The organism is Pseudalkalibacillus sp. Hm43 (assembly GCF_051842935.1).
GTDB lineage: Bacteria > Bacillota > Bacilli > Bacillales > Fictibacillaceae > Pseudalkalibacillus.
On the sequence record NZ_JBPXRR010000001.1, the window covers coordinates 1,290,319 to 1,311,844 of the forward strand.

General features: G+C 40.0%; 32 protein-coding genes. 20 read left to right on the plus strand and 12 right to left on the minus strand.

All coding sequences use genetic code 11. From position 1 onward, the window contains the following. Window positions 1-7: 7 nt before the first annotated feature. The 4 genes from ACSVDE_RS06855 to ACSVDE_RS06870 all read left to right on the plus strand — a co-directional run bounded on the left by ACSVDE_RS06855 (window position 8) and on the right by ACSVDE_RS06870 (window position 2,250). A complete protein-coding gene (locus ACSVDE_RS06855; RefSeq protein ID WP_439300185.1) occupies window positions 8-649 on the plus strand; it encodes a TetR/AcrR family transcriptional regulator in 642 nt (213 codons plus the stop codon). 75 nt (window positions 650-724) lie between these two features. After that, window positions 725-1,333, plus strand: a complete 609-nt coding sequence (locus ACSVDE_RS06860; RefSeq protein ID WP_439300186.1) for a DUF502 domain-containing protein — start codon at window positions 725-727, stop codon at window positions 1,331-1,333. After that, complete coding sequence (locus ACSVDE_RS06865) at window positions 1,326-1,832, plus strand: mismatch-specific DNA-glycosylase (protein ID WP_439300187.1); 507 nt, start codon at window positions 1,326-1,328, stop codon at window positions 1,830-1,832. The genes ACSVDE_RS06860 and ACSVDE_RS06865 overlap by 8 nt, the downstream gene beginning before the upstream one ends. A gap of 88 nt (window positions 1,833-1,920) precedes the next feature. Beyond that, window positions 1,921-2,250, plus strand: coding sequence for a four-helix bundle copper-binding protein (locus ACSVDE_RS06870; RefSeq protein ID WP_439300188.1), 330 nt, complete (start codon window positions 1,921-1,923; stop codon window positions 2,248-2,250). 233 nt (window positions 2,251-2,483) lie between these two features. Here ACSVDE_RS06870 and ACSVDE_RS06875 read toward each other — a convergent pair whose 3' ends face one another. Continuing rightward, a complete protein-coding gene (locus ACSVDE_RS06875) occupies window positions 2,484-2,669 on the minus strand; it encodes a polyribonucleotide nucleotidyltransferase (RefSeq protein WP_439300189.1) in 186 nt (61 codons plus the stop codon). Between the two features lie 56 nt (window positions 2,670-2,725). Then, a complete protein-coding gene (locus ACSVDE_RS06880) occupies window positions 2,726-4,105 on the minus strand; it encodes an MATE family efflux transporter (protein WP_439300190.1) in 1,380 nt (459 codons plus the stop codon). Between the two features lie 122 nt (window positions 4,106-4,227). Here ACSVDE_RS06880 and ACSVDE_RS06885 point away from each other — a divergent pair, with 122 nt between their 5' ends. From ACSVDE_RS06885 to ACSVDE_RS06905, 5 genes are all read left to right on the plus strand, one after another. Continuing rightward, window positions 4,228-5,238: an NADP-dependent oxidoreductase gene (locus ACSVDE_RS06885; RefSeq protein ID WP_439300191.1), complete on the plus strand. Its 1,011-nt coding sequence runs from the start codon at window positions 4,228-4,230 to the stop codon at window positions 5,236-5,238. Between the two features lie 95 nt (window positions 5,239-5,333). Beyond that, window positions 5,334-5,954 (plus strand): LysE family translocator, encoded by a 621-nt coding sequence (locus ACSVDE_RS06890; protein WP_439300192.1) that lies wholly within the window; start codon window positions 5,334-5,336, stop codon window positions 5,952-5,954. Window positions 5,955-5,971: 17 nt separating this feature from the next. Next, window positions 5,972-6,709, plus strand: coding sequence for a hypothetical protein (locus ACSVDE_RS06895; RefSeq protein ID WP_439300193.1), 738 nt, complete (start codon window positions 5,972-5,974; stop codon window positions 6,707-6,709). 20 nt (window positions 6,710-6,729) lie between these two features. After that, on the plus strand, window positions 6,730-7,956 hold the full coding sequence (locus tag ACSVDE_RS06900; protein WP_439300194.1) for a S41 family peptidase: 1,227 nt from the start codon (window positions 6,730-6,732) through the stop codon (window positions 7,954-7,956). Window positions 7,957-8,058: 102 nt separating this feature from the next. Continuing rightward, window positions 8,059-8,775 carry a class I SAM-dependent methyltransferase gene (locus tag ACSVDE_RS06905; RefSeq protein ID WP_439300195.1) on the plus strand — a complete coding sequence of 239 codons (717 nt, stop codon included), beginning with the start codon at window positions 8,059-8,061 and terminating at the stop codon, window positions 8,773-8,775. Between the two features lie 59 nt (window positions 8,776-8,834). Here ACSVDE_RS06905 and ACSVDE_RS06910 read toward each other — a convergent pair whose 3' ends face one another. Further along, window positions 8,835-9,608, minus strand: a complete 774-nt coding sequence (locus ACSVDE_RS06910) for a DeoR/GlpR family DNA-binding transcription regulator (RefSeq protein WP_439300196.1) — start codon at window positions 9,606-9,608, stop codon at window positions 8,835-8,837. Window positions 9,609-9,970: 362 nt separating this feature from the next. On the opposite strand from ACSVDE_RS06910, the gene ACSVDE_RS06915 reads away from it, so the two are divergent. After that, on the plus strand, window positions 9,971-10,837 hold the full coding sequence (locus tag ACSVDE_RS06915) for a GNAT family N-acetyltransferase (RefSeq protein WP_439300197.1): 867 nt from the start codon (window positions 9,971-9,973) through the stop codon (window positions 10,835-10,837). Window positions 10,838-10,851: 14 nt separating this feature from the next. Continuing rightward, on the plus strand, window positions 10,852-11,358 hold the full coding sequence (locus ACSVDE_RS06920) for a DUF6141 family protein (RefSeq protein WP_439300198.1): 507 nt from the start codon (window positions 10,852-10,854) through the stop codon (window positions 11,356-11,358). Between the two features lie 14 nt (window positions 11,359-11,372). Here the strand turns inward: ACSVDE_RS06920 and ACSVDE_RS06925 are convergent, their stop codons facing one another. Next, window positions 11,373-12,260 carry a cation diffusion facilitator family transporter gene (locus tag ACSVDE_RS06925; protein ID WP_439300199.1) on the minus strand — a complete coding sequence of 296 codons (888 nt, stop codon included), beginning with the start codon at window positions 12,258-12,260 and terminating at the stop codon, window positions 11,373-11,375. A gap of 143 nt (window positions 12,261-12,403) precedes the next feature. Here ACSVDE_RS06925 and ACSVDE_RS06930 point away from each other — a divergent pair, with 143 nt between their 5' ends. Together ACSVDE_RS06930 and ACSVDE_RS06935 are read left to right on the plus strand one after the other, a co-directional pair. Then, entirely contained in the window at window positions 12,404-12,718 is a 315-nt protein-coding gene (locus ACSVDE_RS06930) for a thioredoxin family protein (protein WP_439300200.1), read from the plus strand. 130 nt (window positions 12,719-12,848) lie between these two features. After that, window positions 12,849-13,094: a hypothetical protein gene (locus tag ACSVDE_RS06935; protein ID WP_439300201.1), complete on the plus strand. Its 246-nt coding sequence runs from the start codon at window positions 12,849-12,851 to the stop codon at window positions 13,092-13,094. A gap of 44 nt (window positions 13,095-13,138) precedes the next feature. On the opposite strand, the gene ACSVDE_RS06940 is transcribed toward ACSVDE_RS06935, so the two are convergent. Beyond that, window positions 13,139-14,506: a YjiH family protein gene (locus ACSVDE_RS06940; protein ID WP_439300202.1), complete on the minus strand. Its 1,368-nt coding sequence runs from the start codon at window positions 14,504-14,506 to the stop codon at window positions 13,139-13,141. Window positions 14,507-14,857: 351 nt separating this feature from the next. Between ACSVDE_RS06940 and ACSVDE_RS06945 the strand changes: the two genes are divergently transcribed. Then, window positions 14,858-14,956, plus strand: a complete 99-nt coding sequence (locus tag ACSVDE_RS06945) for a YjcZ family sporulation protein (protein ID WP_226548748.1) — start codon at window positions 14,858-14,860, stop codon at window positions 14,954-14,956. Window positions 14,957-15,119: 163 nt separating this feature from the next. Beyond that, on the plus strand, window positions 15,120-15,341 hold the full coding sequence (locus ACSVDE_RS06950) for a spore germination protein (protein WP_439300203.1): 222 nt from the start codon (window positions 15,120-15,122) through the stop codon (window positions 15,339-15,341). 96 nt (window positions 15,342-15,437) lie between these two features. Here the strand turns inward: ACSVDE_RS06950 and ACSVDE_RS06955 are convergent, their stop codons facing one another. The 6 genes from ACSVDE_RS06955 to ACSVDE_RS06980 form a co-directional block, all read right to left on the minus strand. Next, complete coding sequence (locus tag ACSVDE_RS06955) at window positions 15,438-15,866, minus strand: Hsp20/alpha crystallin family protein (protein WP_439300204.1); 429 nt, start codon at window positions 15,864-15,866, stop codon at window positions 15,438-15,440. Window positions 15,867-15,880: 14 nt separating this feature from the next. After that, window positions 15,881-16,123 carry a spore germination protein GerPB gene (locus ACSVDE_RS06960; RefSeq protein WP_439300205.1) on the minus strand — a complete coding sequence of 81 codons (243 nt, stop codon included), beginning with the start codon at window positions 16,121-16,123 and terminating at the stop codon, window positions 15,881-15,883. Window positions 16,124-16,135: 12 nt separating this feature from the next. After that, complete coding sequence (locus ACSVDE_RS06965) at window positions 16,136-16,507, minus strand: spore germination protein GerPE (RefSeq protein ID WP_439300206.1); 372 nt, start codon at window positions 16,505-16,507, stop codon at window positions 16,136-16,138. 4 nt (window positions 16,508-16,511) lie between these two features. After that, window positions 16,512-16,691: a spore gernimation protein GerPD gene (locus ACSVDE_RS06970; protein WP_226548758.1), complete on the minus strand. Its 180-nt coding sequence runs from the start codon at window positions 16,689-16,691 to the stop codon at window positions 16,512-16,514. Continuing rightward, on the minus strand, window positions 16,681-17,319 hold the full coding sequence (gerPC, locus tag ACSVDE_RS06975; RefSeq protein WP_439300207.1) for a spore germination protein GerPC: 639 nt from the start codon (window positions 17,317-17,319) through the stop codon (window positions 16,681-16,683). Before gerPC ends, ACSVDE_RS06970 begins: the two co-directional genes overlap by 11 nt. Before the next feature lie 112 nt (window positions 17,320-17,431). Next, a complete protein-coding gene (locus ACSVDE_RS06980) occupies window positions 17,432-17,656 on the minus strand; it encodes a spore germination protein (protein WP_439300208.1) in 225 nt (74 codons plus the stop codon). A 142-nt stretch (window positions 17,657-17,798) separates the two neighbouring features. Here ACSVDE_RS06980 and ACSVDE_RS06985 point away from each other — a divergent pair, with 142 nt between their 5' ends. Both ACSVDE_RS06985 and ACSVDE_RS06990 read left to right on the plus strand, forming a co-directional pair. After that, entirely contained in the window at window positions 17,799-18,023 is a 225-nt protein-coding gene (locus ACSVDE_RS06985) for a spore germination protein (protein WP_439300209.1), read from the plus strand. A 26-nt stretch (window positions 18,024-18,049) separates the two neighbouring features. Then, complete coding sequence (locus ACSVDE_RS06990) at window positions 18,050-18,517, plus strand: Hsp20/alpha crystallin family protein (RefSeq protein WP_439300210.1); 468 nt, start codon at window positions 18,050-18,052, stop codon at window positions 18,515-18,517. 47 nt (window positions 18,518-18,564) lie between these two features. Here ACSVDE_RS06990 and ACSVDE_RS06995 read toward each other — a convergent pair whose 3' ends face one another. Next, a complete protein-coding gene (locus ACSVDE_RS06995; RefSeq protein WP_439300211.1) occupies window positions 18,565-19,956 on the minus strand; it encodes a S8 family peptidase in 1,392 nt (463 codons plus the stop codon). A 381-nt stretch (window positions 19,957-20,337) separates the two neighbouring features. On the opposite strand from ACSVDE_RS06995, the gene gvpA reads away from it, so the two are divergent. Genes gvpA through gvpQ form a run of 3 tightly spaced genes read left to right on the plus strand, consistent with a single transcriptional unit; the run spans window position 20,338 to window position 21,506 of the window. Next, complete coding sequence (gene gvpA / locus ACSVDE_RS07000) at window positions 20,338-20,595, plus strand: gas vesicle structural protein GvpA (RefSeq protein ID WP_439300212.1); 258 nt, start codon at window positions 20,338-20,340, stop codon at window positions 20,593-20,595. 41 nt (window positions 20,596-20,636) lie between these two features. Continuing rightward, complete coding sequence (locus tag ACSVDE_RS07005; RefSeq protein WP_439300213.1) at window positions 20,637-21,029, plus strand: GvpT/GvpP family gas vesicle accessory protein; 393 nt, start codon at window positions 20,637-20,639, stop codon at window positions 21,027-21,029. A 30-nt stretch (window positions 21,030-21,059) separates the two neighbouring features. Continuing rightward, complete coding sequence (gene gvpQ / locus ACSVDE_RS07010) at window positions 21,060-21,506, plus strand: gas vesicle protein GvpQ (protein ID WP_439300214.1); 447 nt, start codon at window positions 21,060-21,062, stop codon at window positions 21,504-21,506. The last annotated feature ends 20 nt before the right edge of the window (window positions 21,507-21,526 follow it).

Below are 21,526 nucleotides of genomic sequence, written 5' to 3' on the forward strand. Positions count from 1 at the left end.
GTTCCCAATGAACCGTACATTCGAGAATTTACCAGAAGAGAAGAAACAACAAATCATCAAAACGTGCATGGCAGAGTTTGCAACGAACGGATATGAAAACACTTCAACGAACAAGATAACGGAAAAAGCAGGAATCTCGAAAGGCTTGCTTTTCCATTACTTCAAGAATAAAAAAGGTTTGTATTTGTATCTTTTGAAGCAATCAGCTGATATCGTGCATGTTCAGATTTATGAACGATTAAAAGACCTACAAGAGGAGGATTTCTTCGAACGCATCAAGAAAACGGCGATCATGAAGATGGAGACATTTTCAAGGTATCCCGATGAGTATCACGTGTTATTGAAGTCCTTCCTGGATACACCTAAAGAGATTGAAGCTGAAATCGCAGCTTTGTTCAAAGAGATTCAACAACAGGCGATTGAGCAGAATCAAGCGCTTTTGTTCGCCTACTTGAATGAGTCTGATTTACGTGAAGGTCTCACTGTACCCTTTGTATTGGAATATGTCATGACGGTGATGGAGCAATTCAATCGGTCCATTCTGCAACAATATAAAGGTCAGGAAGAGGAATTATTGGAACATCCCGACCCTTTATTGAATCGGTTGAATCAGTACATCGATGTCATCAAACACGGTGTTTATCGTTAAAAATGCTATAATAGATGAAGCTAAGGGAGTGACAGTCATTTGTTGCTCCTATTTCTTTATCTTTGGAGGTATAGGATGAAAGCATTTGCGAAAAATTTTCTGAACGGAATCGTAACTGTGGTTCCTATCATACTGGTCATCTATGTCGTGATTAAAGTTTTTGAATTTCTGGACAACATTCTTGGACAGACATTCAGAGGGATTTTACAAGAAGATTATGTTCCTGGTCTAGGGTTGCTCGCTTCCATTCTTTTGATTACACTGCTAGGTTGGTTATCTAAACAATATATAAGTGGAAAAGTAGTCGAACTGCTTGATAAGTGGTTGGATCGCATTCCTCTAGTGAAGAGTTTATATTCCATTATTAAGGATACGCTCCAGTCATTTGCAGGAGATAAAAAGTCATTCTCCAAGGTGGCGTTGGTCTATATACCTGGCACAAATATGAAAGCCATTGGCTTTGTAACGTCTGAAGAAGTTGATTCGATTGCCGATCCATTAGTCGATCATATAGCCGTATACGTACCACAAACCTTCCAGGTGGCTGGTATGACATTCCTTATTCCGAAAGAGGAAGTTGAAATATTGGATATGAAGGCAGAAGATGCTATGAAATTCGTATTATCTGGTGGAATGAGTGTCAGAAAGAACGAACGGAGAAAAGAAGGGGATACACATGCTTAACCCTGTACCCGATATTCTTGATGACGATCTGAACATTATCTTTGTAGGCTTCAATCCTAGCATACGTTCCAGCGAAACGGGTCATAATTACGCTAATCCGAATAACCGGTTTTGGAAAATCCTCTATCGATCTGGTTTGACGGACCAATTGCATAAGCCTGAAGATGGGCGAAAATTCATCGATCTGTATGGTTATGGATTCACGAACATTGTTTCCAGACCGACAAAGGAAGCTGCAGATATTACGAAAGAAGAGTATGTAGAAGGTAAGCTCCAACTAAATGAAAAGATTCAACAATATAAGCCAAAAGTCGTATGTTTCGTTGGGAAAGGCGTTTATCAACAATACAGCGGCAGAAGAAAAGTAGATTGGGGCTTCCAGGAAGAGTCGGTTGTGCCTGGTGTGAGAGATTTCGTTGCTCCTTCATCTAGCGGTCTTGTAAGGATGAAACTAGACGAAGTGGTCTCTATTTATGAACAACTTTCAACAAAGTTTTGAATCAATGAAAAAATATTGTCGCCTCGGAGTTTACGTTCACTGTAGAACGGATACAGTATAGTAACATACTGTTGGAGGCGTATAAGAGATGGCTAAAGAGTCCGATCAAAACCTAATTGAATTATGTATGGAATGTCGTGACCTCTGCGAAGATTGGCTCAAACGCAGCAACATCCAGTCATCTGATGAATCGATAGATGAATGCTCGAGACTGATCCTTGAATGCTATGATATATGTGCTTATACCGCATTAACTTTACAACGAGAAACTCCTTTTTCGAAAGAAGTTTGCCAGCTTTGTGAATTGATCTGTGAAGCATGTGGTAATGAATGCAAATCCCATCCGATCTCTTCAGAATACAATTTGACTGAAATCTGTTACGAGGTAGCAGAACGCTGCAGGCAGAGATTATACTGACATAAGAAAATTTAAAAAACAGAGCCGACGAAGCGTCGGCTCTGTTTTTTTTGTGAATGGAGGGTTGTGTGCGTGGGCACTTCGCAGGAAAAATGATGATTATAAGCCAAATTCTGATATGATTATCCTAATTTAGAATTTATAAGCCGAATCCGTTCCTCACCATCATAATAAAAGAGGCTGATTTCAAAAGGGAGAAACTCCTCTTGATTCAGCCTCTTCGTTATAACGACTTACACTTTCACATCCACTCGATGTCCGGATGTTGGGTGTTGAACCTGCTGTTGTGCTTCTTGAAAATCTTTCAGCATGACTGTGGATTGGGCAGCTTGTTTAGCAAGATTTCCATCCAACAAATTCATATTCAACGTATGGCGTAATTGTTGCAAATTGCTCGCCATGAATGATGAAAGTTCCATTCCGTTCTACACCTCCAATGCAAGACTTATCCATAATATCGGATGCGTCTTCCTGATTATGAAGTGCCTTCAGGAACATCCTCTGTAAGCTTGTTAGCATATCTATTTTGTAGCCATCTAAGTCGGAGATAGAGTGTAATCGCACCGCTCGTCAGTCCCGAACTCAAACCGATCCAATATCCGAAAGCACCGAAATCAGTATAGTTTGCCAAAACAAATCCAAGCGGTAGTCCCACGACCCAATAAGAAATCAATGCCATGATCAGTGTGATGTTGACGTCTTTATAACCTCTCAGTGCACCCTGAATCGGAGCCGCAATGGCATCTGAAAGTTGGAAGAAGATTGCATAGATCAAGAAATGCGCAATCAACTGTAAAACGGCCTGATCTTTCGTATACAAGCCTGCGATTTGTTCATTGAACAGAAGTAGCAGGACAGCAGACAAGAGTGCAAAACCAACAGCAATGATTATTCCCAAGACACTGTATTGCTTGGCGTCTTTCGGTCGATGAGCCCCAATTTCGAACCCTACTGCAATCGTCAAAGCCATCGATACACTAAGGGGCGCCATGTAAAGTAAGGAGGCAAAGTTGATCGCGGCTTGGTGGGCAGCAATGGTGACGGTATCAAATCGACTCATTAGAAGTGTAACTGCTGCAAATATGCTCACTTCAAAGAAAATAGATAAACCGATTGGAACTCCGATCTTCAATATCTCTTTCCACTTCCCGAACGATACTCGATAAAAAGTTTTGAAGATGCCATAAATTGAAAATGGTCGTATCCGATGGACTACCAATAGGACAACGAAAAAAATGAACCAGTATGTGATAGCAGATGCATATCCAGCTCCGATTCCTCCGAGTTCAGGGAAGCCAAGTTTTCCGAAGATCAATAAGTAGTTGAACAATACATTAACCGGTAAAGATAGGAGAGTGATGAACATAGTGGTTCTCGTCTCTCCCAATGCATCAATGAAACTTCTTAATGCGGTGTACACGAATAAAGGCAAAATTCCAAAGGCTAATCCGATTAAGTAATGCTTTGCGATATAAGTCACTTCATCGGTAAGATCCATACCATTTAAGATCAAATCCAGTACCAAAGAACCGAGAAGAACAACGACAACCGACAAGAAGATGGCAAGGTATACGCCTTGTAATACTGAAAATGATACTTGACCTTCCTTTTTCGCCCCGATCAATTGAGCCACAATCGGTGTCAAAGCCATTAAAATACCTGTCAATCCAGTGAAAACCGGTACCCAAAGACTTGAACCGATTGCAACACCAGCAAGATCATTTGCTCCAGCACGACCACTCATGACCGTATCAAAAAAGTTCATGGCCAACAAACCGACTTGAGTAATCAGTATGGGTAGGAGAATGACCATGAATTGACGTAATTTTCCTGATATCGTATCTGTCTTATACATAATAACGACCTCTGTTTCAAAAATTCATTACAACTATCCATTATACATATCCAAGCAATCTATTTCCTTTCTTTCTACTTGAAATTTATAATGGATGACAAGTGGAAAGGTGGAATGTGAGAATGAAAGCAAAACAAATCCGTTTAGGTAAGAGACCAGTTGGTATGCCAAATGAAGACAATTTCAAATGGACTGAAGAGGACTTAAGAGCTCCAGATACCGGAGAAGTGGTGCTGAAGGCGCTATACATCTCTGTAGATCCATACATGAGAGGACGTATGAATGATCAGAAATCCTATGTAGAGCCTTATGGCTTGGATGAGGTCATCTCAGGAGGGGTGATTGCTCAAGTCCACCAATCGAACAGCACGGAATTGGAGGAAGGAGATTTCGTCATCGGCAATCTAGGGTGGGCGACCTATCAACTCGCACATGAAGATGCCCTACGTAAAATCGACCCTTCTCAAGCCCCTCTCACAACTCATTTAGGTGTGATCGGAATGCCTGGTATTACAGCTTATTTCGGATTATTGGATATCGGAAAACCAGAGCCCGGCGAAACAGTCGTCATTTCTGGAGCAGCTGGTGCGGTCGGAACGGTCGTTGGACAGATTGCTAAAATCGCTGGCGCTCGTGTAGTAGGTATTGCAGGATCGGAAGAGAAACTTGCCTATCTTAAAGATGAGCTGAAGTTTGATGCAGTGGTGAATTATAAGTCTGATGATTTACAAGAATCGTTGAAACAAGCTTGCCCAGATGGAGTAGATGTCTATTTTGATAATGTAGGTGGAGAAGTCTCAGATGCCGTACTCAGATTAATCAATAAAGGCGCACGAATTCCGGTTTGCGGACAGATTTCACTTTATAACTTGAAAAAACCCGATTTAGGTATACGTGTTCAGCCAAACTTACTCGTAAATAGCGCTTTGATGAAAGGCTTCATTGTATCTGATTACGGCGCGCACTTCGAAGACGCAGTATCCGATTTAGCCAAATGGTTACAGGAAGGTAAATTACAATACAAAGAGACAGTAGTTGAAGGATTTGAAAGAATACCAGATGCGTTTATAGGACTATTCAAGGGCGAGAATATCGGCAAATACATCGTAAGAGTTGCAGAACCTTCAAACTAGAATACAAGAATACTTGAGCTGATTCAATTTATATTGGGTCAGCTCAATATAATTTGATAAACTAGATAAATAGTACATAAAAGGAGAATAGTTCATTGGATATAAACACGATCAGTTATTTCATCTTAGCATCTGTATTATTGACAATTACACCAGGACCAGATTTCATGTTCGTATTTGCGCAGAGCGTTTCGCATGGAAAGAAAGCAGGAATTGCCACAGGTCTTGGGTTATGTACAGGCCTCATCGGTCACACACTAGCTGCAGCAATCGGGATTTCAGCGATTCTCTATCAATCTAGCCTCGCTTTCAACTTGATAAAGTTCATCGGGGCCATCTACTTATTGTATCTTGCTATCCAAGCCTTCAGAGAGAACGCCCAGCCTGAGCAACAAAAAGTGAAACAGTATACCTTATCAGCGTTGTATAGGAAAGGCATCTTCATGAACATTTTGAACCCGAAAGTGTCCATTTTCTTTCTTGCATTCCTTCCTCAATTTGTATCTGTGAAAAGCGGTGCCGTACCATTGCAAATGACGATTTTAGGAGTATTATTCATTGTTCAGGCACTGATCATTTTCACTGTATTGTCTATTTCTGCAGGAACAGTGGGAGAGAAACTTTGGGGGAATCCAATAATCGTCAAATGGATCAACCGCATGAAAGGGTTGGTATTCGCATTCTTCTCTATCCGGCTGTTGTTTGAAGGGAAATAACGATTGGAGAGAGTCTTATGACAAAAATATTAGGTATTGGTTGGGATGTCGGTGGATGGATGGGATCCAAACAAGGGATTGCCGCTGCCACATTCAATCTTGACACACAAAAGTTCGAATGGATTGGCACACCGAGGAACACCAATCTGAAAAAACATCAACACTGGACACCTCAATCCATATTAGAAGCATTGGACCCTAAAATAAGTATAGAAGAATTTGAGGAAGTTACAATTGGAATGGATGCTTCTCTAGGCTTTCCTATAGCCTACAGAAAGCTCGTGAATCAGGAAGATCATGAGCTAAAATTCCCATCCAAAGAAATACAAAACCCGTTTGCATACCGCGATACAGAGCGACATATTTTTGAGAAGTTTGGCAAAAAACCGCTTTCTGCTCCATTTGACAAACTCGGCAACAATACTACGTTGGCTTTATCTTATGCCTTGAAATGGAGCCGAGAGGAAGGCTTTAAAATGATTCCTCAGCAAGGGAACAAATCGAGTAAACACGTGATGATTGAAGTTTATCCTGCGTTGGTGAAGTCTATGGAACAGTCCTTTATTAAGGAAGAGATTCTTAAACGGATCCCATCTGAAATCAATCCGAGATCAGATGCGTATGATGCAGCCATATGTTCAATCTTAGCTTTACTATTTAAAGGGAATGGGCAATTCATCGAGAATGTTACCTTACAAGACCCTTGCATACATAAAGAAACCGCAACAGAAGAAGGGTGGATTTATTACATTTAAAATAGAGGAGTTTGTTTCGTATGGGATTTAGGGAGATTTTTAAAGAAATTGTCTCAATCATGCATGAGGATTATTCAGGATGTGAAGCGAAAAAGGGTTGGGATGATCCCGACTACTTCTTTAGAGAGCTTAAACTAGCCGATCAGAACGGTTCATTAGATAACCAAACCTTTTATGAGATCGTTACTGATTACTTGTCAGCTTTCAAGGATCAACATGTTAAATTTAAGATGATGGAAGGAACATCGAATTTAAATTACATAGGTTACCGAGTAGAATATTATGTTAACAAATTGTATGTTACCCATGTAGATTCGGAAAAAAGGCTGAGTCCTGGTATGAAAATCACCCAGATTGATCAACAGCCTCTTCATACATACGATACAAATGAACAAAATTGGTCAAGCGTATTGGAAAGAGCAAAATGTATTTCCATTGAAGATCTGCAAGGAAATGTGCTTGAAATGGATATCCGCTTCTATGAAAATCCGAAGCATGATTCAAAGTATACATATATGGATATCCGCTCCGATGTCGGATTGTTATCGATCAATGACTTTATGGACAAGGAACAAATGGTGACTTTGTTGAAAGAGAATCACAACAAGATCATTAAAAAAGAAAAATTGATCATCGATATTAGGAGTAACAGAGGGGGCATGGATGCGGTATATGAACCTCTGTTGAAGTATATCTTCCCACCTGAATCCATCATCACATATGATTCAACTTATCATCTGATTACAAAACGGAACTACGATAACAGAATGGACCTATTCAATGGATTTCTCGAACAATATGGGCAAGACGATGTTATTCTCTCATTCATCGATAATATGAAGAAATATAAGGAACAAGGTTTTGTCCAATTCGATTTGGATACTAATGAAGAAGTGATTGATGGACTCACAGCACCTGAAACTGTGATGATCATAACCGATCGATATTGCGGCAGTTCGGGAGATCAATTTGCCTTGATTGCTTCACAATCTCCTAAAGTTAGGATGATAGGTAGACCTACAAAGGGGGTATTGGATTATAGCAATGTTGCCAAAGAATCTTTCCCTTCCAAGGGGTTCGAACTCTGGTATCCTACATCAATCAGTGATCGAGTCCAACAAGGAAAAGGGATTGACAATATTGGTGTACAGCCTGACCACCATATCCCTTGGACCCCTGAACACCTTGATGAAGATGTCGATTTGCGTCATGCATTAGATTACAATAACCGACTTCAAAAGGCTTAAGATGTTGTTATTTTAGTATAGTTGACTATAGTCCGCATTAATTTACACGTACATACCAGCCTTTTTGACGAAAATGATCAGCTATAAACAGGAGTGTACAGTATGGAAAAGTCTATCTCATACGAGTCATATCAAAAGCTAGCCGATTATTATTTCCGCCATGTAGATACAAAACCATTTAATGCGTATTATGAACGACCAGGCACGTTATCCTTATTGCCAGATGTAGAAAATAAAACCGTACTCGATGCAGGATGTGGTGCAGGTTGGTATACGGAGTGGTTACTAGATCATGGTGCAAAAGTGACGTCTGTTGATTTCAGCGAAAACATGATCAACATGACAAAACAACGTGTTGGAAAAGTAGCAGAAGTGTTCACTGCTGATTTGAATCAACCGTTAAACATCCAATCTAACAAATATGATGTCATCGTTTCGGCGCTTACGCTTCATTATTTAAAAGATTGGGAAGGAACCATGCAGGAATTCAATCGTATACTCAAAAACAAAGGGAGACTCATTTTTTCCGTACACCATCCATTCATGGATTTCACACTGTTCAATTGCGATAATTACTTTGCAACGGAATTATTGACAGATGAATGGGAAACGCCTGAGGGTTCAGTGGAAGTGCAATTCTATCGCCGCCCTTTGAATGAAATATTAAAGCCGTTATACTTGAATGGATTCGTCATCGAAAAAATCATTGAACCAATGCCGACAGAAGAGTTCAGAAAAGTTCTCCCTGAAAAATATGAGCGATTGACAAAACGTCCACAGTTCCTATTTGTGCGTGCACAAAAAATGACCGATCTATAAAGACGACCCCCATCTTTTAAGCACTCAGCTTCAATAAGATGGGGGTTGTTTTGTGCATTTTATTTTGTGGATTTGTCAGCGACAATCAATTCCACATTGTTTTCCTCGAATATCTCCTCAAAGACAGCTCCAGGATGTTTGTCAGTAATGACCTTGTCGATTTGATGGCACTGAATACTTCTATAAAACGCTTCTGAACCAAAAGATGAATGTCTGATGAGAACAATTACTTCGTCTCCTCGTTTAATCATAGCCTGATTCACCAAGGCTTCTTCCTCGCTGCTGTATGAAATCCCTTCTGCTGTCATTCCTTCAGCTCCAATAAACACTTTATCAGTATGAAAATCATTTAGACTTTTGATCAATGTTGGACCGTACAAAAAACTTTTGTTTTTATTGTATCTTCCACCAAGGAGATGAATGTGTACATGTTCACGCTCAGAGAGTATATGAAGCAAGGCGATGGCATTTGTAACGACCTTAATATGAGGTGTTGTTAATACATTCGTTAAAGACTCAACTGTTTTAGATCCATCCAACAGTAGAGAATCGCCTTCTTTTACAATGGATTTCGCATAGTTCGTGATCCTTTGTATCGAGAGCGCGGAATACCCGTTTGATTCACTGTTTTTACTAAGCTCAGGTAAAGATGATGTACGTAATTTCGCACCACCTCTCGTCCTGATTACGTCAGTATCCTTTTCCAGTTTTACAAGATCCCTTCTAGCTGTATCTCTAGATATCTCATACCTCTCCATCATTTCACTTACGGTTATACGTTTATGATCTTTTAAGTATTTTTTTATTTCAATTAAACGTTCATCTTGATACATAATCGACCTCACTTGTTACGCATAGTAGTATTTAATTCCATTATAAGTGTTTTAAGTAAAGTAAGCAAAAAGTATTTACGCAAAATTACTTATAATTACTTATTGATTAGAATAGTGAAATGGCTTATGATTGATTATATACCTTAAAGAAACGGAGAATAGGTTATGATTGGTTTTATCCTTATCACTTTACTCGTATTCTTGGAACTGAGTCTTTTGCTGATGGTCCGGAACGAAACTTCATAGACGATTCTCATCATGTGTAGAGACAAAGTGGGTACGGAAGGAAGGATTCCGTACTTTTTGTATGTAATTATAAGGGTACTGACATTACAATAGACGTTCGAAGGAAGGGTAGAGAAATGGAAGCTATAACTTTTACTAGTGCAAGGAAGTACGCAGAGTATGCTCATCACGATTTGTATAAACAAGAAGCGTTAAACAATCTTCCTATCGGCATATTGAATCGCTGTGTAAAACAGGAACAAGAAGGGACGCAGACTGATCCACCTCCTTATTTTCTAACCATACAGAACGGTCATGAACCTGTGCTGTACTTGTTGATGACCCCACCATACAAAATGGGGGTGTTTGGCGATCCGCTAAATCCAAAGATAAAAAGCGCAGTCGAATATGCCATCGACTATTTGTTGACCGAAGGGGTTCCTTTACCTGGTGTCATTGGAGAGAAATCGATTTCTAAGCTTTTCGCAACCATTTGGGCTGAAAAAACAGGAAAATCATATAAAATGGCAATGGATCAACGTATCTATAAACTGACGAAAGTGAAAGAAGATATCCAAAGGTCCGGGAAATTACGGCTCGCTACATTCAATGATTTAGATGTCATTAAAGAATGGGGATATCAGTTTTCATTTGTTACCGAAAATCCTTTCACTAAAGAGCAGGCAGAGGAAAAAGCAAGGCAATTCATACAGGAACAAAGTGTTTATCTATGGCTGGTCAATGATGAACCGGTATCTATGGCTCGGAAAGCACGCGGTACGAAAAATGGAGTCAGCGTTAATTTTGTTTACACTCCTCCTGAGCATCAACGGAAAGGTTACGCTACTGCCTGTGTAACTGAACTGAGCGATCGGTTGTTGAATGAGGGATATTCATTCTGTACGTTGTATACGGATCTATCCAATCCGACGTCCAACAGCATTTATCAGAAGATTGGTTACAACCCGATCGGAGATTCCGTCGTTTTTCAGTTTGACAGATAAGGACGTGGTTTAGAGTGGAAAAGATCATGTATGAAGAGAAGCAAAAGATGACGTTATGGTGGGTTGTTCTTATTGTAGTCGCTTTAACCAGTTTGATGTGGTACGGCTTTATACAACAAATCATTTATGGACTACCTTTCGGAACCAATCCTGCTTCTGATCCAGTCTTGATCGTGTTATGGGTTTTGTTCGGTATCGGATTTCCCATTTTCTTTCTTACCTTGAGACTGGAAATAAAGGTTACGGATCAGTCCATCCACGTTCAATTTAAACCATTGATGATCAAGAAACAAACCTTTCTTTTTTCAGAAATCAATTCTATCCAAGTTGAAACCTATCATCCGATAAGGGAGTTTTGGGGTTATGGGATTCGGATTAGCCTAGATGGAGAAAAAGGATATAATGTAAAAGGGAACCATGGGATAAGAATCGAACTCAAGAATGGAAAAAACATGCTAATCGGTACCCAAAAACCGGATGAAGTTAAAGAGGTACTGGACAGTATTGTTTGGAAGGAATGATGTTAAAAATCGCATCAATTACAGCCATCACAATGTTCTGGTTCCTCTTCAATCTGAATCGTTGTGTGATTGATGTTGAAATCCCTTCTTAGTTGATCCGATGCCTGGTTCAATATGCCTTGATAATTACTCCCAGGCTCCACTACGATATGGCAGCTTAATGCAACATAGCCAGATGTAATCGACCATACATGCAAGTCGTGTACACCTTTAATTTGTGTAAGTGATTCAAGTGATACCTTAATATCACTTATGCTAATATGTTGTGGTGTGCCTTCCATTAGCACATGGATCGCTTCCCATGTTACCCGCCACCCGCTGATCAGAATCAATATGGCAACGATGACACTAGCTAAAGGATCCGCATAACCCCAACCGGTCCATATGATGATCACTGCAGCCAAGATAGCACCTATAGAACCTAGTAGATCCCCAATAACATGAAGAAGAGCGCTTTTGACATTCAAGTTGTCATGGTGATTTCCTTTCATCAGTATGTAGACCACAACCAAATTGATTATCAATCCGATCGCCGCAATGGAAAGCATCCCATATCCAGCTACATCGGGAGGGTCCATAAACCTCTCATACGCTTCATATATGATGAATAAAGAAATCACAACTAGCGCTAAACCATTTATGAATGCGGCGAGAATTTCAAATCTTTTGTAACCAAATGTTTTAGAATCATTTGGTTTTTTGCTTCCGAAATGAACGGCTAGAAAGCTCAGTCCAAGGGATGCAGCATCACTGAACATATGACCTGCATCAGATAATAATGCAAGGCTGTTCGTCCATAACCCGCCAACTACTTCGACAGTCATGAATATACTGATCAAGAAAAACGATATTCGCAACGCATTTTTATTCTCATAGTTATGTTCGTGTTGATGGTGGTCCATGATTGCCTTCCTCCCGACCATGTCATTTTTTATAGGATACTCGGAACCCGCTTATTTTACATCATTATATTGAAAACAGATTGATTAACAAACGTATTGCTCTTTTGTATACTAGTATTGAAAGAACAAGAGGGGGAACCAGTATGAAAACAATAACAAGTGAAAAAGAATTTTATGAAATCATCAACCAAGATACAAAGTCAGTCGTGAAATTTGAAGCAGATTGGTGCCCGGATTGTAAGCGTCTTGATATGTTCATTGGTGATATCATTGAAGAAAATAATGATAAGCAATGGTATCAGATCGACAAGGACGATTTTCCTGAGCTAGCTGAAAAATACGAAGTGATGGGGATTCCGAGTTTGCTTGTGTATGAAAAAGGTGAGAAAAAAGGTCACTTGCACAGCGCAAATGCCAAAACACCTGAATCTGTCCGTTCATTCTTTGAGGAACAATAATTGTCCGAGATAAGAGGTAGGCTAAACAGCCCTACCTCTTTTTATTTTATTCACCTAACATAGGCGATTATCCGTTACCAAATATCCCTTCCATCAATACTGTAATAACAGATGGAAGGGAGAGGTGAATATGAAAAGAAAATCGAGTGGTAATGCTAACCATGATGTTGAAACGAATCAGGCCGAAGAAAGAGAAAGACCAGAAGTCAACATTTGGGACGCAATGTGGGGGATCGGTGTTGATGATTCAGATGAAGAAGAACTGGAACTAGAAGATCACGAAGAAGAACTTGATGAGGAACGGGAAGAAGATGAGACAGAAGAAGAAGTTGATGACGAAGAAAAACGTATACGCAACTTCTGGTTTAACTGGTAACATTAAATAGGCTGACCCAATTTAATCAGGTCAGCCGTCTTTTTTTAAAATATGATATGTGCCATGATGACGATGACAGGCAACGTAATCAATGTTCTTTCTAGGAATATGATTACGAGATCCTTGAAGTTCACTGGTATTTTAGAACCTAGTAACAAACCACCGACTTCAGACATGTAAATCAATTGTGTTACGGATAGACAAGCTATGATGAACCTTGTCATTTCACTTTGGATAAGTTCAGACGCGATCAGTGCCGGCAAGAACATATCTGCAAATCCGACAACCATTGTTTGCGCAGCAGCTGCAGCCTCTGGTACTTGCATGATTTGAAGGAGAGGTACAAATGGTGCACCGATCCACTCAAAGAATGGTGTATTTTCAGCAACAATCAATGCGATTGTCCCGATTGCCATAACAATCGGAATGACACCCATCCACATGTCGAGCACATTTTGAGTTCCGCCTTTGATGATGGCATCAAAACTCCGCGTCTTTTTTGCAGTTGCGGCTGCAGAACGAAGCCCATGCCCCAAAATGGTCATCCCTTCAGGAATTTCCTCGCTTTTTTGAACGTCAGATTCATCCACATATGTGTCCTTTTTCTTTGATAGCGGCGGAATCCTAGGCATAATTAATGCCGCAGCTAGTCCAGCCAACACGATCGTCAGATAATATGGACCGAAATACGCTTCTAACTCCATCTGCTGAAGGACAACGATCGTGAATGTAATGGATACGACTGAGAAGGTCGTTCCGATTACAGCTGCTTCACGCTTGGAATAGTTCCCTTCCTGGTACTGCTTACTTGTCAATAGCACACCGATCGTACCATCTCCCAACCAGGATGCAAGACAGTCGATCGAAGAACGGCCTGGTAATGTGAAAAGCGGTCTCATGATTTTTGTCAATAACGCTCCGAACAACTCTAGTAACCCAAAGTTCAGAAGCAATGGTAAAAATAATCCCGCAAATAAAAATACGGAAAAGAGGACTGGGATAAGCCCCTCTAGCAGAAGACCTCCCGTTGCATCTGACCATACAGCCTCAGGTCCAAGTTGGAATAAAGTCATGACTGCAAAAATCAATCCTAGTACTCTAGCAAACACCCATATTGGGCGAACCACTAATAGAGAATTCAGAAATGGTCTTTCCGTTAGGAATGTAGGCTTCAAGATTGATGCAAATAGGGTCAGGACAACCGTAAGAGCAATGATGATCGTCATAATTGCAGGAAGTTTTCCTTCCAACACCTGTTGTACCCAATCTGCGAGAAGTGCGACAGGTATCGTGACTTCTCCTTTGAAAGTAATCGGTATCATAAACAGGAAAATACCGATTAGAGAAGGAATGGCGAATTTCAAGTAATTGAATAATGTAAGTTGATTTGAGTTCGTCTTTTGTTGGTCCATCTAGTTCGTTCACCTCTCTGTTGAAATATGAAATCCTAATCTCTCCGCATACCTTGATATTCAAAGCTTTGCCCATATCGATCCAGACTGAATAAACATGAAAGGATACGAGTTTTTGCTTGGATGAATACGAGGCAGCAATTAAAAAAGAGTGCATAACGATGCATCTCTAAAAACGAAACAGTATAATTATAACATACTTAAATTTTCAAAAAAAGGTGAAATTTCGAGCGTTTTTCTTAAAAAAATAAAAAAACTTTAAAAAATATCGCCACTTGTACCTATCAAAAAAATCACACATACATAGGATGTATTGAAAAGAATATTCTTTCAAGACCTTAAGGGAGGAGGATGTATTTCATGGGTTACGGCTATGGAGCAGGTTTTGCCTTGATCGTAGTATTGTTTATTCTCCTTATTATTGTAGGATGTGCTTGTTTCCTATACTAAGGAACCAACCTACTTAGGTAAGTGAAAGGGGTACTCACTCCTTTTACTACCTATATATAAATGAATATAATATAGAATAAACATTCATCTATTGAAGGGTTGGCCTATATAACCAGGTGGGTCCGACTCTTTTTCTTTTGAGACAAACTGAAGGAGTGTATATATGCCATCTATCATATTAGGTGCCATCAAGATTTCAACTGTCAATGATGGAAATGTCAATTTTGGAGACCTGTTTTATAATTCACCCGTTTCTACTTCAAAATCAGTTACAGGTTCAGGGGGAGGAAATACTGGGGATTTTTCTCAAGTGAATAACCTGTTCAGCGCAGTTGTAGCTATTGATCCAGATGTCTCGGATAGCAACAATGTTGGAAACGTATAAAAGGAAAGGGCTTACCGATCATTTTGGGACAACTCATACACCTTAAGGGTGTTAGCGACATGAGATGTGTGCAAAATTTTCGGGCAAGCCCTACTATTATTCTCCATGATCTTTGATTTGTACCTTCTTTTTTGGACGGTCATCGGTCAAAAGTCTATAAAGTCGAATATATAAAACACCTTTTTGATAATAGGCATCAATCGGCTCTTCACGGACTGAATAAGGTAAAGTGATATCCCGCTCGAATCTCCCTTGGAATATTTCATCTTGTTTCAATGACATCCCATGCGTTTGTAACGTCGTATTGCCAATTAATTTTATGGAACTTTTGTATACATACACTTCGACATCATCTACACGATTCAATCCAGGCAAGGATATGAGACATAACAGTTCATTATCAGATTCATAAATATTCACCTGCGGACTTTGTTTCTTAGGTTGCTGATAATCCGGAAAGAAGCTTTGATTCATGTATTTATCTGCAACTTGCTTCCATTCCATCATTTTAGACCAAGTATCCATACAATCTCCTCACATTATGTTGCTTTTGGTTCACGTGGACCTGATAAAGGCACAAGAGGTCCTTCAAAAGGTTGCTCAATGACACTGCCGAATGGATTTTCAATTGCCGGTGCAGGTCCGGTATACCCTCCCGTATTGGAAAGGTATGAGACCGGTTTGATGACTCCGCTCGTTCCAATTTGAAGTACGGAAGAGTTGGATAGACCATCGATTCGGATGGTTTGGATTGAGATCGTTTGATTGACGTATACATTCATCCCCAAACCCTCCTAATCATATGGATTCAAAGTAAACTGTCGGATATGCTTCACACGTGCTTCATTGCAAATGTAATCAGTCTTTCCGACACGTACTACTGAAGAAGCAGCTATACCGATGATTTTTATGGAGTTGACATGAATTGCTGGTACTTCTTGAACCGTGTTGACAGGAATGGTTTCATATTCGAATGGAGGGAATGGTGCGGTAAACATCGGATACATATCAAACTCGTGCTCTTTTGGATCATAGGTCGATTCTTGTCTTTGTACAGCCAAGGCTTTGGAAGAAGGGGTGAGGATTCTGGTATCACCAATCTGGACAATGGACGCAGAAACAAGGGAAGTGATTTGCATATTCTGAACAACAGAAGTGCGATCCATCTGATTATTCCTTTGATAACGGGACGAGAGGCGTACCAATGATCAATGATTCAGGTGGCGTGTCGAACATGGATTGACAGTTGATCACATCACTATCTCCGACAAGTACCATCGCGGATGTACCAATACCGATGATTCGGATATCTCCTACAGATATATCCCGGTTGATGACATTAAGTTCCATCCTGTTGGCCTCCTTGAGATTTCTTCTTTTCATTATTTAAGTATATTTCAATTCCCGTCAAAATATCTTTTTTGATTTGTGTCATGATTCGATCAGCCTCTTGAGAAGGATTGGATCGGATGTTTTCCTTTTTCGCAGCCATCATATAATGTGGTAGTCGTAACCCCATCTGTTTCTTGATATCTTCTACCACCAATTTCAACTGGGATTCATTCAATCGGTACTGGGTTTGTCGTTCGACTTTCTTAATATCATTGAACACATCATTGTTTAAATAATGATCGACTCCTTGGTTGATCCAGTTATACATTTCATTCGTATAGGGTGCTTCTGTATCTTGTTGCTGTTGATTGACCTTGAAGTTTCCTCCATTTACGCCGAGATCCTCAATATTTTCAAAACCGTTCCCACCAGGGGTGAGACCGATATTCAACGTACCTTCAAGGGTTTCTATTTTTAATTGATCGAACTTGTATTCAATGGATGTCTGGGGTGAGCTTTTCAATTGGCTCAATTCGTTTTGCAGGGATGTGATCATGTTCTCAAACGAATCCGTTTTCGCTTGTAATTGTCTGATCATCTCTTCTAGCTGTTGGATTCGCTGGTGTAAGTAATTGATGTTGCTCAAGCCCATCACCCCCTTATTTCTAACCTATGCGGAATGGATAAGTTTTTAACACAGCCTCCGCATAAATATATGAAACAAGTCGTCAGGATGAAGTGGAATTTCGATAGAGCGGCTAGCCCTGATTTCCGATATTACTTGAATCAATGACATCCGAGTCTATGGTGTGTGTCACACTATAGCCATTATTGACCTGAAGGTAATCCCCCGTATTGAAAGAGCCTGCGCCGGCAAACGTCTTCGTTTGACTTTGAGGTGACATATGGTACACATCTCCCACATTGAAGATGGCTGTGCCGGATATTTCGTTGATTTTGATAGCTCCAACCATGGCAGGCATGTGTAAAACATCCTTTAGAAGTTATTTCTTTCAACATATGCATATACCTAATTGATTGTTAATGAGTACCCCTTTCTATTGATATGCATACAATACCTTAGTAAATCAGCCCAAGGATCCTTTCAAGAAAGGGGAGAGTCTTTTGCCTTCGGTCATTTTAGCTCCAATTAAAATCAGTACAGTTGAAAGTAATGGAACCGTGAACTTCGGGGATACATTGTACATTTCTCCAAAATCCACATCTAAATCTGCAAGTGGATCGGGTGGAGGTAACACTGGCGACTTCATGCTTGTGAACAACTTCTGGAATATGACGAATACGTTGGATCCTGATATCAGCGATTCCAACAACTTAGCGAACTTCTGATGATAGGATAAAGGAGGGAGTATACAGTGGACTTCTGGAAGGAACAATTGAAAAACCTTTTTAACGATGAACGATTGGATGGGTTGTTGAAATCGATCGATCAACAATTGGCACATTCTCTGAAAGAATTCGACCATCACTTAAACCACTTTCAAAACAATTATTTCTTTCATGTCGATAGTACTGAAACAGAAAATGAAGTGATCATTCAGGCAACTTTACCGGTAAGTGACCAAGATAAAGTGAATCTTGATTTGGTGAACCATCAGTTAAGAATCTTGATTCAACGGTTTGAGACCGAACAGATTCAAAACAATGAAGGGGAGATCCTGAAGAAAGAAAATTTCTCAAAACGGATTGAAAGATATTTGCCTTTACCCCCCAATGTTGCTCCTAAAAGCATCAAAGCTTCTATGTCCGGCAATCGTCTGACAGTTAAAGTTCCTAAAGGTAACCATAACCATTCTCAAATTATTGAAATTGACCAAGAGTGACAATCCTGTAAAAGAGGATGCCCGTTGAAAGTCCGGGCATCCTCTTTTTATCGTATACCTTTGAACCATTTTCCAAAGTTGCTCAGGGGATTTTTCGTTTCATTAGCAGATTCGAGAGCTGATGCAACGTTGATCACACCGTTTCCAGTGTAAATATCTTTGCCAGGATCGCCAACATCATCTGTCGTCTCTTCAATGATTCGTATGATGTCGCTATTCTTCAGATCCGGTTGATAAGACTTGATGAGACCAGCAAGTGCAGCAACGTGCGGAGTCGCCATCGAAGTACCGGAAAGCGATGCATATTGTCCTTCTAGATAAGTGCTTGCAATATCCACCCCAGGTGCTGCGACATCAATATAATCTCCATAATTCGAAAACTCAGCTCGGTTCAAGTTCAGATTGACAGCTGCAACTCCGATGACGTTGTCAAAGGCTGCCGGATAACTCGTCTGATTCGTATTCTCATTCCCAGAAGCGGCAACCATGATGACATCTTTTTCATAAGCGTAGTCAATCGCTTCCTTCAATGCCTTAGAGGCTTTATAGTTCCCTAAGCTCATGTTGATGACGTCAGCTCCATGCTCTACTGCCCAACGAATTCCTTGAGCGACATCGAAGGATGTTCCATATCCATCTGCATTCATCGCTTTGATTGGCATAATCCGGTTATACCAGGTCATACCGGCAATACCGACACCATTGTTCGTCTCTGAAGCGATGATTCCTGCGACATGGGTGCCATGTCCGTTGTCATCATTCGGCATTGGTGATTCATTCAACACATTGTAACCATCCACAATTCTTTTAGCTAGATCGGGATGCTTCATATCAATACCTGTATCAATGATAGCGATGATGACATCTTCATTTCCTCTGGATATCTTCCATCCGTCTTCCGTTCTGATAGCAGGCAGGTTCCATTGGTAACGACTATATAATTCATCATCCGTTTCGTTTTGCAAGTAGATGTAGTTCGGTTCAGCATAAACTATACGATCTTGTTCGTTGAAATATTGAACAAGCTTCGGAGTTGAAAGGGTATTCGACTTGAAGATATAAGTCGAATCCAGTTCTTTTCTCACCTGACCATCAATTTCATTGGCAAAACGACTCAATTCTTCTTTCGTTGGTTTCCGATTGAATTTAACGGTAACTTCACGGTCTTGATAGTGACTGCTTACTTTTGTTTTATGACGAATGACACCAATCGATGAACTTGTATCTAGTTTCCGTACCAGATTTTTACCATATTGAATGGAATCCATCTTCACTAGTTGATTAGATTGCTTTGTAGAGAGTTTGTCTGGAATGATCCGTTTTGTAGAATCTTCTCCTACAACGAGCGGTGCTTCCACTTCATCAGCAGGGAGTAAGAGAATGACGCCCGTAATCAACGCGAGAACAGCAACGGTTAGTGTCCAATTTTTACTTCTCATCAGAAAGCCTCCTCCTAACATCTATCGTTAGGATGTGTATTTTCAAGGAAAATATTTAAAAAGGCATTCCATATGAGCAACGGTCAATTTCTATTCTGAAATAGAGAAAATACCATTCAATATAAAAAAATATAAACTGTAATCAAATTGTTATGTTTGTCTTATTAGAAAGAGTTTTCAGCAGAGAACCTTTACATAGCAGGCAATTTTCCATTTCGAATAAACTTTATTCGATAATAATATATGAAAATATTGGTAAGTCCATCAAATAGATAGGTTTTGCGGTTTTATTCCAATTTGTTAGCGGGTATATCCCCATTATATTTAAGAAAAAATATTCAGATTTTCAATGATTTGATCTCTAGGAAGGGAGCGATTCAGTTGAGTATCCAAAAGACCACGGACAGCTCGAGTTTAGCAGAAGTCATCGATCGTATTTTGGACAAAGGGATAGTGATAGATGCCTTCGCCAGGGTCTCACTTGTCGGTATTGAAATTTTGACAGTTGAAGCTCGGGTCGTCATTGCAAGTGTTGATACGTGGCTTAGATATGCCAATGCGGTAGGATTGCTTCGAGATGATGTCCAGGAAGAAGGACAGATTGAAGAAAGAAATCGCCAGGCTCAATTCAGTATTTGATGCACATTTTATTAAGCAAGATTAGAAGGGAGTGATACCTATTGGCAAATCAATCAAAAAAAGATGACTCCAATCAAACGTTATCGATGAATTTCGCTGTATTGGGAGGAATTATTGGTGCTGGCATCGGACTACTGACTACTCCTGGTACGGGAAAGAAAGTGATTCAGAACATCAATCAATCCGAAACGATGAGAGCTGCAGGAAACGAGTTGAGACGAACAGCACAACAAATCATCACCGATCAATTAGTGATGACGTTTCGTGAAACTGCAGCAGGATACAGGCTTAAACGTGATGCTTCCCAAGGTAACCAGCAGGAAAATGATGATTCAGATCGTTATCAAGAGTTGAAAGAAGAAAACAAACAATTGAATGAACATCTTCAACGCATAGAAGAGAAGCTCGATGCCCTGATGGAAAGTAAGAAATGAAAACCCTTGACTCTGTGAAGGGGGGATCACATGGCATCCAAGCCTATCAAAAAAGTCATCAACAAGGCTGTACAGCTCGCACCATCCAGCCTGAAGGAAAAAGCGAAAGAAAAAGTAAAAGAGCACGCCGTTGAAAAAGTAGAAGACCATGTCCAATCAAAAGCGGACCAAGTATCGGATCGTATGGCTGATGCGAAAGAAGAAAATGCAGAAAAGGTACATGGTCAGGCAGAAAAGGCGAAAGAGAAGGTACAGGATGTCTTATTATCTGTAAGGGACAAGCTTGAGAAAGTAAAGGATGCAGGTGAAGAATTCCAACAAAAGCTGTCCTCTAATGAAAATACCAAGATAAAAGGCGTAAAGAACATTAAAAGTGTCCAGGAGATCAAAAGCTCTCAGAACATCAAAAGCTCTACCCAGATTAAAAGTTCAACAAATATCAAATCTTCTACAGATATCAAGACGTTAGGATCCTAAAACACAGAAGGGAGACATTC

What these genes read in the sequence shown, in the direction of transcription:
- ACSVDE_RS06895 (WP_439300193.1), top strand. Translation starts at nt 5,972, where the DNA reads ATGACAAAAATATTAGGTATTGGTTGGGATGTCGGTGGATGGATGGGA.
- ACSVDE_RS06875 (WP_439300189.1), bottom strand. Translation starts at nt 2,669, where the DNA reads ATGGAACTTTCATCATTCATGGCGAGCAATTTGCAACAATTACGCCAT.
- ACSVDE_RS06950 (WP_439300203.1), top strand. Translation starts at nt 15,120, where the DNA reads ATGCCATCTATCATATTAGGTGCCATCAAGATTTCAACTGTCAATGAT.
- ACSVDE_RS06965 (WP_439300206.1), bottom strand. Translation starts at nt 16,507, where the DNA reads ATGGATCGCACTTCTGTTGTTCAGAATATGCAAATCACTTCCCTTGTT.
- ACSVDE_RS06865 (WP_439300187.1), top strand. Translation starts at nt 1,326, where the DNA reads ATGCTTAACCCTGTACCCGATATTCTTGATGACGATCTGAACATTATC.
- ACSVDE_RS06930 (WP_439300200.1), top strand. Translation starts at nt 12,404, where the DNA reads ATGAAAACAATAACAAGTGAAAAAGAATTTTATGAAATCATCAACCAA.
- ACSVDE_RS06905 (WP_439300195.1), top strand. Translation starts at nt 8,059, where the DNA reads ATGGAAAAGTCTATCTCATACGAGTCATATCAAAAGCTAGCCGATTAT.
- ACSVDE_RS06940 (WP_439300202.1), bottom strand. Translation starts at nt 14,506, where the DNA reads ATGGACCAACAAAAGACGAACTCAAATCAACTTACATTATTCAATTAC.
- ACSVDE_RS06885 (WP_439300191.1), top strand. Translation starts at nt 4,228, where the DNA reads ATGAAAGCAAAACAAATCCGTTTAGGTAAGAGACCAGTTGGTATGCCA.
- ACSVDE_RS06955 (WP_439300204.1), bottom strand. Translation starts at nt 15,866, where the DNA reads ATGGATACTTGGTCTAAAATGATGGAATGGAAGCAAGTTGCAGATAAA.
- ACSVDE_RS06935 (WP_439300201.1), top strand. Translation starts at nt 12,849, where the DNA reads ATGAAAAGAAAATCGAGTGGTAATGCTAACCATGATGTTGAAACGAAT.
- ACSVDE_RS06860 (WP_439300186.1), top strand. Translation starts at nt 725, where the DNA reads ATGAAAGCATTTGCGAAAAATTTTCTGAACGGAATCGTAACTGTGGTT.
- ACSVDE_RS06970 (WP_226548758.1), bottom strand. Translation starts at nt 16,691, where the DNA reads ATGGAACTTAATGTCATCAACCGGGATATATCTGTAGGAGATATCCGA.
- ACSVDE_RS06995 (WP_439300211.1), bottom strand. Translation starts at nt 19,956, where the DNA reads ATGAGAAGTAAAAATTGGACACTAACCGTTGCTGTTCTCGCGTTGATT.
- ACSVDE_RS06915 (WP_439300197.1), top strand. Translation starts at nt 9,971, where the DNA reads ATGGAAGCTATAACTTTTACTAGTGCAAGGAAGTACGCAGAGTATGCT.
- ACSVDE_RS06880 (WP_439300190.1), bottom strand. Translation starts at nt 4,105, where the DNA reads ATGTATAAGACAGATACGATATCAGGAAAATTACGTCAATTCATGGTC.
- ACSVDE_RS06870 (WP_439300188.1), top strand. Translation starts at nt 1,921, where the DNA reads ATGGCTAAAGAGTCCGATCAAAACCTAATTGAATTATGTATGGAATGT.
- ACSVDE_RS06980 (WP_439300208.1), bottom strand. Translation starts at nt 17,656, where the DNA reads ATGCCTGCCATGGTTGGAGCTATCAAAATCAACGAAATATCCGGCACA.
- ACSVDE_RS06925 (WP_439300199.1), bottom strand. Translation starts at nt 12,260, where the DNA reads ATGGACCACCATCAACACGAACATAACTATGAGAATAAAAATGCGTTG.
- ACSVDE_RS06945 (WP_226548748.1), top strand. Translation starts at nt 14,858, where the DNA reads ATGTATTTCATGGGTTACGGCTATGGAGCAGGTTTTGCCTTGATCGTA.
- ACSVDE_RS06900 (WP_439300194.1), top strand. Translation starts at nt 6,730, where the DNA reads ATGGGATTTAGGGAGATTTTTAAAGAAATTGTCTCAATCATGCATGAG.
- gvpQ (WP_439300214.1), top strand. Translation starts at nt 21,060, where the DNA reads ATGGCATCCAAGCCTATCAAAAAAGTCATCAACAAGGCTGTACAGCTC.
- ACSVDE_RS06960 (WP_439300205.1), bottom strand. Translation starts at nt 16,123, where the DNA reads ATGAATGTATACGTCAATCAAACGATCTCAATCCAAACCATCCGAATC.
- ACSVDE_RS06855 (WP_439300185.1), top strand. Translation starts at nt 8, where the DNA reads ATGAACCGTACATTCGAGAATTTACCAGAAGAGAAGAAACAACAAATC.
- ACSVDE_RS06910 (WP_439300196.1), bottom strand. Translation starts at nt 9,608, where the DNA reads ATGTATCAAGATGAACGTTTAATTGAAATAAAAAAATACTTAAAAGAT.